The sequence below is a fragment of the Blastococcus sp. DSM 46786 genome (assembly GCF_900109665.1).
Taxonomy (GTDB): domain Bacteria; phylum Actinomycetota; class Actinomycetes; order Mycobacteriales; family Geodermatophilaceae; genus Blastococcus; species Blastococcus carthaginiensis.
The window spans coordinates 195,594-203,992 of sequence record NZ_FOAO01000005.1 but is presented as its reverse complement, the minus strand read 5'-3'; the positions used below and the strand labels follow the sequence as shown (position 1 = coordinate 203,992).

The window sequence follows — 8,399 nt, the reverse complement described above, 5'->3', positions numbered from 1 at the left end:
ACCGCCTGCGAGAACCTGTGCTGCCTGTGCCGCCGCCACCACCGGCTCAAGACCTTCGCCCCCGGCTGGCAGCACACGATGAGCGACGACGGGGTGCTCACCGTCATCACCCCCACCGGCGTCACCCGCACCACCCGACCACCGGGCTACCGCGTCCTCACCACACCACCGCAACCACCACCGGACCCGGACCCGGACCCGGCACCGGATCCGGCGGACGACCCGCCACCCTTCTGACCCGACGGATCAGCACCTCTGTCCAGGTCGGGCCGGTCGACGTCGAACCCGCCCCTGGACCTCCGCCCCTCGCCGTGCCGGCACGGCCTGTGGCCCGAGAAGGACCGCGCCGACGCGCATGACGGGCCGCCGTCGGGTAGGGGGCGGGGCATGACCACCACCACCGCGGAGAAGTCCGGCAGCTACCGCCTCGGCGACCGGGAGGTGCACCGGCTCGGCTACGGCGCCATGCAACTGGCCGGCCCTCACGTCATGGGGCCGCCGGCCGACCGGGACGCCGCGATCGCCGTGCTGCGCCGCGCCGTCGAGCTCGGCGTCGACCACATCGACACCAGCGACTACTACGGCCCCACCGTCGTCAACGAGCTCATCCGCGAGGCCCTGCACCCCTACCCCGACGACCTCGTCATCGTCACCAAGGTCGGCGCCCGCCGTGACGCCGACGGCGGCTGGCCCGAGGCCCTGGCGCCCGACGACCTGCGCCGGGCGGTGCAGGAGAACATCGACCACCTCGGGGTGGAGGCCCTGGACGTGGTGAACCTGCGCATGCCCGGCTTCGCCGAGCCGGTGCAGCGCTCGCTCGCCGAGCCCTTCGAGGCGCTGGCCGCCATGCAGCAGGAGGGGTTGGTGCGCCACCTGGGCGTCAGCAACGTGACGCCGCAGATGTTCGCCGAGGCGCAGTCGATCGCCCCGGTGGTGTGCGTGCAGAACCACTACAACCTGGTCCACCGCGCGGACGACCCGATGATCGATGCCCTCGCCCGCGAGGGCATCGCCTACACACCGTTCTTCCCGCTGGGTGGCTTCAGCCCGCTGCAGTCGGCGGCCCTGGAGACGGTGGCCCGGCGGCTGGAGACGACGCCGATGCAGGTGGCGCTCACCTGGCTGCTGGCCCGCTCCCCCAACCTGCTGCTCATCCCGGGCACGTCCTCGGTCGCGCACCTGGAGGAGAACCTGCAGGCGGCCGCCCGGGTGCTCGGTCCGGAGGAGCTGGCGGAGCTCGACCGCATCGGCGGCACCGGGCAGCCCGATCCGGCCGGTTGACCGGCCGGCGCCGTCCCACAGGTCTGCGAGGCCGGCCCCAGCACCCGGTCGAGGCGGTCGTTGCCGAAGACCCCACCGGGTCCAGCCGGTCCCGCAGCGCGCGAACCGGGCAGCGCGGGCCTGCGGCACACCTACCGCGGTGAGTGCCGCTGCTCCGGCTGACCGGGTCCGCGGAGGGCCGGTCCCGGCATCTGCCGGGGCAGGTGGGACGGCTGGTGGCTCGCCGCAGGTGTCGGGCCCGGGATGAGCGGGCGAGCCGCGCCGGACCCATACGGTCCCGGCCGGTACCACCGCATCCTCGAAGGAGCCCGTCTTGTCCTACCCCCCGCAGGCGCCGCCGCAGTTCTACGGCGCGCCTCCCGCCTACCAGCCGCCCAAGAAGGGCGCCGGTCTGGCCATCGCCTCGATGGTGCTCGGCATCATCGCCCTGCTCCTCAGCTGGGTCCCGATCGTCAACAACGTGGCGGCCGTCATCGCCCTCGTCGGGCTCGGCCTGGGCATCCCCGCGCTGCTGCGGGCCCGCCGCGGGACGCACGGCGGCACGGGCATGGCGATCACCGGCCTGATCACGTCGGTGCTCGCCGTCGTCGTCGTCTTCGCGACCCAGGCCTTCTACGCCGAGGTCATCGACGGGGTGCAGGAGGAGCTCGACCGCGCCGGCGACGAGATCTCCGCGCCGCCGGCCGGTGACACGGCCCCCGTCGAAGCCGAGGGTGAGCCTGCCGCCGAGGCGGTGCCGCTCGGGGTGCCGGCGCAGGTCGGCGACTACCAGGTCACCGTCGACGCCGTCGAGCTCGACGGGAACGCGACCGCCGCCGCCGGCAACCAGTTCAACGAGCCCGCGACCAACGGCCAGTACGTCGTCGTGCAGCTGACGGCTACCTACACCGGCGCCGAGGAGGGCTTCCCGGGGATGGACCTCACCGCGGTCGTCCACGGCAGCGACAACCGGCAGTACAGCGACTCCGAGTGCATGGCGGTGCTGCCGGACGACGCGATGAACGCCCCCACCCTCAACCCGGGCGGCACGGACACCTTCCAGTTCTGCATGGACGTCCCGCCGGCCGCTCTCGCGGGTGCCGAGCTGTCGGTGGAGCCGACCATCAGCTTCGACTCCGACGAGCGCGTCTTCTACGCACTGGGCTGACTGGCCGCACGACGGCGGCCGCCCGGCCGCCGTCGTGCGCTGGTGCTCAGCGGGCGCGGGCGACCCGCGTCTCGTCTAACACCGGCTCGGCGGACTCGTACACCCGCCCGTCGGAACCGAAGACGAGGAAACGGTCGAAGGAACGGGCGAACCAGCGGTCGTGGGTGACCGCGAGCACCGTCCCCTCGAACGCCGCCAGCGCCTCTTCGAGCGCCTCCGCGGAGAGCACGTCGAGGTTGTCGGTCGGCTCGTCGAGAAGCAGCAGCGTGGCACCGGAGAGCTCCAGCGCGAGGATCTGGAACCGGGCCTGCTGACCGCCGGACATGGTGCGGAACGGCCGGTCGGCGGCCTCGGTGAGCCCGTACCGGCGCAGCACCGCCATCGCCCGCCCGCGGTCGACGCCCGGCCGGCCGGGCTCACCGTGCCAGAGCAGGTCGACCGGGGTCCGGTCCTGCCACTCCGGGTGGGCGTGGGTCTGGGCGAAGAGGCCGGGGACGACGCGCGCCCCGAGCCGCCACGCCCCGGTGTGCGCCACCTCCTGCCCGCCGAGCAGCCGCAGGAAGTGCGACTTCCCCGCCCCGTTGGCCCCCAGCACCCCCACGCGGTCGCCGTACCAGACCTCGAGGTCGAACGGCTGCATCAGCCCGGTCAGCTCGAGCTGGTCGGCGATCACCGCGCGGACCCCGGTGCGGCCGCCGCGCAGCCGCATCGCCACCTTCTGCTCCGGCGGCCGGTCCGGCGGGGGCCCGGCGGCCTCGAACTTGGCCAGCCGGGTCTGCATGGCGTGGTAGCGGCTGGCCATGTCCGGCGAGTTGGCCGCCTGCTGCTGCAGCGTGCGGACGAGGTCGACCAGCCGCTGGTGCTCCTCGTCCCAGCGCCGGCGCAGCTCGGCCAGCCGCTCGTGCCGGGCCGTCCGCGCCTCGGGGTAGGAGGCGAACCCGCCGCCGTGCACCCACGCCGTCCCGCCCTCGACGGTCACCACGCGGTCGGCCACCCGCGCCAGGAGCTCGCGGTCGTGGCTGACGAACAGCACCGTCTTCCGCGTCTCCAGCAGCCGCTGCTCCAGCCAGCGCTTGCCGGGGACGTCGAGGTAGTTGTCCGGCTCGTCGAGCAGCAGCACCTGGTCCGGGCCGCGCAGCAGCGCCTCCAGCGCCAGCCGCTTCTGCTCGCCGCCGGACAGCGTGGTCAGCTCCCGGTACTTGCAGCGCTCGTAGGGCACGCCCAGCGCCGCGACGGTGACCGTGTCCCAGGTGACCTCGGCGTCGTACCCCCCGGCATCCCCCCACTGCGCCAGCGCATCGGCGTAGGCCATCTGCGAGCGCTCGTCGTCGGTCTCCATGAGCGTCAGCTCCGCGGCCTCCACCGCATCCCAGGCGGCGCGCACCGCGCGCGGCGAGAGGTCCACGAGGAACCGCTGGACGGTCGTGTCGTCCCGTACCGACCCGATGAACTGGCGCATCACCCCGAGGCCCCCGGTGCGGGCCACCGAGCCCACTTCCGGCGTCAGGTCGCCGGCGATGATCCGCAGCAGGGTGGTCTTGCCCGCACCGTTCTCCCCCACCAGCGCCGCGCGCGCACCCTCGCCGACGCGGAAGGAGACGTCGTCCAGCAGCACCCGACCGTCGGAGAGGGTGTGCTGGACCCCGGTCACGTCGACGTAGCCCACGGCCTCATCCTGCCCGGCCGGGCAACCGCAATCCCCGGGCGCTCAGCCGATGTGCCGGTCCAGGCGGTAGCGCGCCAGTCGCTCGACGAGTTCCGGCAGCGCACCGACCGGTGACCCGCCGAGGTCGCGCCGGCAGTCCCGGACCACCCGGACCACGACCCGCCGCCCGAGCCGGCCGGAGTACTCGCCGCTCAGCCGCCCGACGGCCGCGTCGACGGCGTCGTCACCGATGGCCGGCTCCGCCGGTCCGGTGGGGTCGCCGGCGGCTGGGCCGGAGGAGCTCGGCGGGACGACCAGGGTCATCGGCGGTCCTTCGTTCTGGAGGGGACCGGGCCGGAGCAGGCCTCGGCGGTTCCATACGGTGTCGTTCCGCCGACGACGACACCAGGGCCCAAAGGCCTGACCGGTTTCAGCCGAGCGCGAGGGAGAGCACCGTCGCGCCCGCCGCCAGCAGCATCGCCAGGACCACGACCGCGGCGACCAGCCGCCGCCGGCGGTCGGACTCCGGCCCGCCGGCACCACCCATGCCCATCATGCCGGGCGACGCTACCGCCCGAGGGGGCCTGCTCAGCCCTCTGCGGCGGCGTTGCGCCCGTCGGCGGTCGCCACCACCGCGTCGCGGACCGGTTCGGCGAGCGCCGCGGTGTCCACCCGGTCGAGGCTCGTGAGACGGATGCAGCTCCTGCCGCATGGGACCCGGCCCAGCTGCCCGGATCGCCCGCTGCCCGCCGGTACCAGCTGCCGGTCGATCCCGGGCGCGGCCGCGCGGACCAGTTCGTCCACCCGGCGCAGCTCCCCCTCCCGCGGGCCCGCGGCGGCGAACCACCGCTCGATCTCCTCGGGGCCCCGGTCACGTCCGGGGCGCTACCGCCGGCCGGCGCGCCGTCCCCAGAGCAGCGTGTCCAGCGCGGTGCCCTGCGGGGTCACCCGGCGCACCTGCTCCAGCCGGTCGACCTCCAGGAGACGGGCGACCGGGGCCAGCCGGTCGACGCTGTGCAGGATCGCCGGCTCCTGCGGGCCGCCGACCCCGGCCGTGAGGCTCTCCACGTCGTGCCCGAGCAGCAGCAGCCGGCCGCCGGGCCGGAGCCACCCGACGGCCCCGGTGAGCAGCGCCCTCGTCTGCTCCTCCGGCAGGTGGAGGTAGGCGACCAGGACCAGGTCGAGCGATCCCTCCGCCGCCGACCAGGTGAGCACGTCGGCCGTCACCCAGCTGACCTGCCCGGCGCCAGGGCGGGCCCGGCCGCGGTCGAGGCCCACGGCGGAGAAGTCGACCGCGGTCACCGCCCACCCGCGGGCGGCCAGCCACAGCGCGTGCCGGCCCTCGCCCGCGGCGAGGTCGACCGCCGCGCCCGGCGGGACGTCGGCGAGCAGCTCCGCCACCAGCTCGTTCGGCCCCGACGACCACTGCGCCTGCTCGCCGTACCGCCGGTCCCAGTCGTCCGCCCGCACCCCGGGAGTGTGGCAGCCGAGGACCCCCCGGATCGTCGTCCCCGTCTGCCACCGTGTCCGCGTGACGACGCTGCACGACGTGGCCCTCATGCGCCTGGTGGCCCAGCGGCTGGCCGGCCCGCCCGCCGCCGACGCCGCCGCGGCGGTGCACCGGCTGCTGGCGGTGCAGGGTCAGGACTTCCCGGGCGCGGTCACCTCGCTGGCCCTGCGCACCAGCACCCGGGACCGCACCGCCGTGCTGCACGCCCTCGACACCGGGTCCGTCGTCCGCTCCTGGCCGATGCGCGGCACACTGCACCTGGTCGCCGCCGGGGACCTGCCCTGGATGCTCGAGCTGCTCGGCCCGCGCGCGCTCGCCGGGCTGGCCGGCCGGCGCGCCGCCCTCGGCCTGACCGACGCCGACGCCGAGCGCGCCCGCGACCTCGCCGTCGCGGCGCTCGCGGGCGGCCGCCGGCTCCCCCGCCGCGCGCTGCTGACGGCGATCGACGAGGGCGGCGTGCCGACCACCGGTCAGCGCGGCTACCACCTGCTCTGGTTCCTCGCCCAGACCGGCACCCTCTGCCTGGGGCCGACCGAGGAGGGCGAGCAGCTGTTCGTGCTGCTCGACGAGTGGGTGCGCGCACCCCGGCGGCTCGCCCGCGAGGAGGCGCTCGCCGAACTCGTGCTGCGGTACTTCCTGGGTCACGGTCCGGCCACGGTGCACGACCTGGTGCGCTGGGCGGGGACGACGGTGCGCGACGTGCGCACCGGGCTGGACGCGGTCCGGGACCGGCTGGAGCGCATCGAGGTGGACGGGACCGAGCACTACCTGGACCCGGAGACGCCCGAGCGCTGCGCGGCGCACCGGGAGGCCGCGCGGGCGCCGCTGCTGCTGCCGGGGTTCGACGAGTTCGTGCTGGGCTACGCCGATCGCGGCGCCGTCCTGGACCCGGCCCACGCCGAACGCATCGTCCCCGGGCGCAACGGTGTCTTCCGCCCGACCGTGGTCGTCGACGGCCGGATCGCCGGCACGTGGCGGCCGGCCGGCCGCGGGGCGGCGCGCACCGTCGAGGCCGAACCGTTCACCGCGTGGGATGCCACCGTCGCCGAGGCCGTCCCGCGGCTGGCGGCCGCGCTGCCGTGAGGCACCGGGGCCGCCATCGGATCAGCGGCGCTCGACGAGGAAGACGGGGATGCGCCGCTCGGTCTTCTGCTGGTACTCGGCGTAGGGCGGATAGGCCGCCACGGCCCGCTCCCACCACTCGTCGCGCTCGGCGCCGGAGATCTCCCGCGCCACGCCGTCCCACGGTTCCGGTCCGTCCTGCACGGTGACCTGGTCGGGGCGCGCCCGCAGGTTGGCCACCCAGGCGGGATCGGTCGGCGCGCCGCCCTGGGAGCCGACCATGGCGTACACGCCGTCGTGCTCGACCCGCATCAGCGGCTGCTTGCGCACCGTGCCGGACTTCGCCCCCCGCGTGCTGAAGACGACCACGGGCAGCCCCGTGTCCCGGAGCGTGTTGGCCTCGCGACCGCCGGTGGCCTCGTACCGCTCCACCTGGTCGCGCACCCACTGCTGCGTGCTCGGCTCGTACTTCCCCTCCAGCGGCATGTCCCGAATCTAGGGCCGGCGCGGCAGCGCTGCGCGCCGACCCGAGTCGCGGGGAAGCGGAGCCCGGTGGCACCGTGCACTCGGCCGGACGGCGGGAGGAGCAGCACGGGATGCGGTACAGCGAAGGAGCCGACCTCGGCACGTCGGGCGTCCGGGACCTCCGGGGCGGCGGCGGGCGCATCGGCGACGACTCCATCCAGGAGAACCTCGGGAGCGGCACCGTGGACCAGGACGCTTCGCCACCGACGGCCTGGGCTGAGGCATGACCGACCACCTCCGCGTGACCCGGGACGGGCACGTCGCCGTCCTCACCATCGACCGGCCCGAGAAGCGCAACGCCATGACCGTGGGCATGTGGGCGGCGCTGCCGGCCGTCCTGGCGCCCCTCGCCGCCGACCCCGGCGTCCGGGTGCTGCTGGTCACCGGCGCCGGCCCGAGCTTCTGCGCCGGCGCCGACATCTCCGACCTGCTCGGCGGCGCGGATCCGGTCGACCCGATGGCCGACGTGCGGCGGCACAACCTCGCCGCCCAGGCGGCGCTGCGCGGCTTCCCCAAGCCCACCGTCGCGGTCGTCCGCGGGCACTGCATCGGGGGCGGGGTGGAGCTCGCCACCTGCTGCGACCTGCGGTTCGCCGACCCGACGGCCGTCTTCGGCGTCACCCCGGCCAAGGTCGGCATCGTCTACACGCCCTCCTCCACCAAGGCGCTGGTGGACCTGGTCGGGCCGGCCACGACGAAGTACCTGCTCTACAGCGGGGAGCTGATCGACGCCGGCACCGCCTTGCGCACCGGCCTCGTCGACCGGCTGGTCGACGCCGAGGACCTCGACGCCGAGGCGCACCGCTTCGCCGGGGTGCTGGCGTCCCGCTCCGCGCTCACCCAGCGCGCGACCAAGGAGGTCGTCGCCGCGCTCGCCGACGGCGGGGACGGCGAGCCGCTCGCCGCGGCCCGGTACCGGGAGACGATCGCCGCCGGCGAGCTGGCCGAGGGCGTCGCCGCCTTCGCCGGGCGCCGCGCGCCGCGCTTCCCCTGGTCCGGCTGACCTCCGGCGTTTCAGCCACGCCCGGCCGCGGGTACCCGACCCGCTGCGCGGAACGGGGTTCTCGCGAGCGGCGGAGGGCCGGTGCAGCGCTGCACCGGTCCGTCCGACCGCCCCCCGACCGCGCCCCGGGACGCACGGATGCGCCGGGGCACCAGTTCAGCTCTCGCGCCCGAACCCACGAGGCACCGACCCGACGACGTCACGGCCGTCCGACCGCGGTGCCCCA

At 75.4% G+C, this 8,399-nt stretch carries 10 protein-coding genes and 1 pseudogene; 5 read left to right on the top strand and 6 right to left on the bottom strand.

The annotated features are described in order from the left end of the window. The 3 genes and pseudogenes from BMW62_RS06815 to BMW62_RS06805 all read left to right on the top strand — a co-directional run. Positions 1-237, top strand: a pseudogene (locus BMW62_RS06815) (HNH endonuclease); the annotation flags it as partial. Between the two features lie 150 nt (positions 238-387). After that, entirely contained in the window at positions 388-1,281 is an 894-nt protein-coding gene (locus BMW62_RS06810) for an oxidoreductase (protein ID WP_091930078.1), read from the top strand. 313 nt (positions 1,282-1,594) lie between these two features. Next, on the top strand, positions 1,595-2,428 hold the full coding sequence (locus tag BMW62_RS06805; RefSeq protein ID WP_091930077.1) for a DUF4190 domain-containing protein: 834 nt from the start codon (positions 1,595-1,597) through the stop codon (positions 2,426-2,428). Between the two features lie 46 nt (positions 2,429-2,474). Here the strand turns inward: BMW62_RS06805 and BMW62_RS06800 are convergent, their stop codons facing one another. The 5 genes from BMW62_RS06800 to BMW62_RS06785 all read right to left on the bottom strand — a co-directional run bounded on the left by BMW62_RS06800 (position 2,475) and on the right by BMW62_RS06785 (position 5,543). Then, positions 2,475-4,094, bottom strand: coding sequence for an ABC-F family ATP-binding cassette domain-containing protein (locus BMW62_RS06800; protein WP_091930076.1), 1,620 nt, complete (start codon positions 4,092-4,094; stop codon positions 2,475-2,477). A gap of 42 nt (positions 4,095-4,136) precedes the next feature. Then, positions 4,137-4,397 (bottom strand): three-helix bundle dimerization domain-containing protein, encoded by a 261-nt coding sequence (locus BMW62_RS06795; RefSeq protein WP_091930075.1) that lies wholly within the window; start codon positions 4,395-4,397, stop codon positions 4,137-4,139. 106 nt (positions 4,398-4,503) lie between these two features. Continuing rightward, on the bottom strand, positions 4,504-4,629 hold the full coding sequence (locus tag BMW62_RS23420; RefSeq protein WP_280138620.1) for a hypothetical protein: 126 nt from the start codon (positions 4,627-4,629) through the stop codon (positions 4,504-4,506). Positions 4,630-4,661: 32 nt separating this feature from the next. After that, positions 4,662-4,877 (bottom strand): DUF1801 domain-containing protein, encoded by a 216-nt coding sequence (locus tag BMW62_RS06790; RefSeq protein ID WP_244523879.1) that lies wholly within the window; start codon positions 4,875-4,877, stop codon positions 4,662-4,664. 81 nt (positions 4,878-4,958) lie between these two features. Next, positions 4,959-5,543 (bottom strand): class I SAM-dependent methyltransferase, encoded by a 585-nt coding sequence (locus BMW62_RS06785; RefSeq protein ID WP_091930073.1) that lies wholly within the window; start codon positions 5,541-5,543, stop codon positions 4,959-4,961. A gap of 61 nt (positions 5,544-5,604) precedes the next feature. Between BMW62_RS06785 and BMW62_RS06780 the strand changes: the two genes are divergently transcribed. Further along, on the top strand, positions 5,605-6,666 hold the full coding sequence (locus BMW62_RS06780; protein ID WP_091930072.1) for a winged helix DNA-binding domain-containing protein: 1,062 nt from the start codon (positions 5,605-5,607) through the stop codon (positions 6,664-6,666). A 21-nt stretch (positions 6,667-6,687) separates the two neighbouring features. Here BMW62_RS06780 and BMW62_RS06775 read toward each other — a convergent pair whose 3' ends face one another. Next, positions 6,688-7,131, bottom strand: coding sequence for a nitroreductase family deazaflavin-dependent oxidoreductase (locus BMW62_RS06775; RefSeq protein ID WP_091930071.1), 444 nt, complete (start codon positions 7,129-7,131; stop codon positions 6,688-6,690). A 262-nt stretch (positions 7,132-7,393) separates the two neighbouring features. Here BMW62_RS06775 and BMW62_RS06765 point away from each other — a divergent pair, with 262 nt between their 5' ends. Beyond that, positions 7,394-8,173 (top strand): enoyl-CoA hydratase/isomerase family protein, encoded by a 780-nt coding sequence (locus tag BMW62_RS06765; RefSeq protein ID WP_091930069.1) that lies wholly within the window; start codon positions 7,394-7,396, stop codon positions 8,171-8,173. Positions 8,174-8,399: the final 226 nt, after the last annotated feature.

Coding starts and splice junctions, on each gene's coding strand:
- BMW62_RS06775 (WP_091930071.1), bottom strand. CDS start 7,131: ATGCCGCTGGAGGGGAAGTACGAGCCGAGCACGCAGCAGTGGGTGCGC.
- BMW62_RS06765 (WP_091930069.1), top strand. CDS start 7,394: ATGACCGACCACCTCCGCGTGACCCGGGACGGGCACGTCGCCGTCCTC.
- BMW62_RS06795 (WP_091930075.1), bottom strand. CDS start 4,397: ATGACCCTGGTCGTCCCGCCGAGCTCCTCCGGCCCAGCCGCCGGCGAC.
- BMW62_RS06810 (WP_091930078.1), top strand. CDS start 388: ATGACCACCACCACCGCGGAGAAGTCCGGCAGCTACCGCCTCGGCGAC.
- BMW62_RS23420 (WP_280138620.1), bottom strand. CDS start 4,629: ATGATGGGCATGGGTGGTGCCGGCGGGCCGGAGTCCGACCGCCGGCGG.